2 protein-coding genes are annotated in these 1,427 nt (G+C 49.8%); both read left to right on the forward strand.

Annotation, left to right across the window (positions count from 1 at the left end; all coding sequences use genetic code 11):
* Positions 1 to 866: hypothetical protein (locus OKB81_RS20315; protein ID WP_270805430.1), on the forward strand; the 866-nt coding region annotated here is incomplete at its 5' end.
* The coding region (locus OKB81_RS20320; RefSeq protein ID WP_270805431.1) for a hypothetical protein at positions 836 to 1,427 on the forward strand (592 nt) is incomplete at its 3' end. The genes OKB81_RS20315 and OKB81_RS20320, both read left to right, overlap by 31 nt.

A 1,427-nucleotide genomic window follows, 5' to 3' on the forward strand; every position in this document is an offset into this window, starting at 1 on the left:
AAGAGCCGGCTGGAATGACGACTATCGGGCTCAGTTATTCTTTGGTTAAAATATCAACAAAGTGTGCTCCCGCCCTGACTCCCTCCCAGGACACATGTAGAGCATTGGTTCGGCATCTTCTTGGATGGGTGGATCAGTCTCAGCCGTTCTTGACGTTTCCGCTTGAGGACATCATCCGTTATCACAATGCATATGCGGCCTATACAACATATTTGTTGATGTTTTCGACTGGCTATCGGGCTGTATATAACCCGCTGCCATCCTTGTCGTTGCATTTACAGGCGTATCGTTTGTTAGGGATCAGTGACAAGGACGACAGCGACTTTACTCATGCCCGTTTGGTCTGCATGCCGGAATTGTTGGAAAAACAACTGGGCTTCTATGCTGCCCACCTAGCCGCACTTGCCGAGCTACTGCGTTGCATCGAGCCGGCCTTAGCTAACACTATTGACCAGCTACTCAAGGCGGATGAGGTGTTATTGGCGTTAGGGCTTTCTGACTCCTCTGTGTGGTATCAGTCTGTTCGCAACTCTCGGCGTGAACTGGGGCCCTTATTTCATTTCAAGCAGGTCAATCGACAATGGCATGCGGTGAATCTATTTCCCAAAGCGCTGACGAGCTTTCTTCCTGAGGAACTGAGGCTGCCTTCTAATGCGGGTCGCCATTGGATGAAGAGCCAGTTGATCAAGAGGCAGGTGGAGACAGAGTTGATCGATTGGCAGATGGGGCATTGGATGACCGGGCAGACCCCTTTGGGATACTACTCGGCATTAAGTCATGTAGAGGCCAGCCGTTATCTGGCTCCTATTTTGGATGAGATGTTATCGGAGGTCGGATGGCAAGCCATACCATCGTCGATTTCCTGACGGATCTGTATGAGAGTGAACAGCGTGATGAGTTATGCTTTCTTATTGAGCAACAACTGGATAAGTCGCCACTTGCAGAACGGGTAACAGAAGAATTTAGCTATGTCCTAAAGAGCTTGTTCAAGACGATACAGTTCAATCAATCGACAACTCATTTTGAGCCTGGTTTTTTAAAACGCGTAGTGGCCAAGTTCAGAACGGATCCAGAGGTCCAAACGCTTGAGCTGCAGATCCTCGATGCTATTTTGGTGCATGGGCAAAAGATGTGTGGTTTCACATCGGCAAAGGTCCCTGCGATCATCCGGCTCCGTCGTGATAAGCCTATCTTACGACCAGACACCCTGCTTCTGGGAAATGCTGCCGCCAAATTATGTGACATCTTGCAGAGAGAAGTGAATCGGCCTAGCTCGCTTCCCTCCAATGACCATCTCCGTGGCAGATTGCTGCTTTATCTCTTTTTCCTTGCCAGAGTCGAGACCTTGGAGCGGCCTTGTTGCACAATTCCAAAGCAGGACAGCAGTCTCTCAGGCGCCGATTTCGCTCAGTTGACCTGTTGTCGTA

The organism is Aeromonas sp. QDB56 (assembly GCF_027705505.1).
GTDB classification, from domain to species: Bacteria; Pseudomonadota; Gammaproteobacteria; order Enterobacterales; family Aeromonadaceae; genus Aeromonas; species Aeromonas caviae.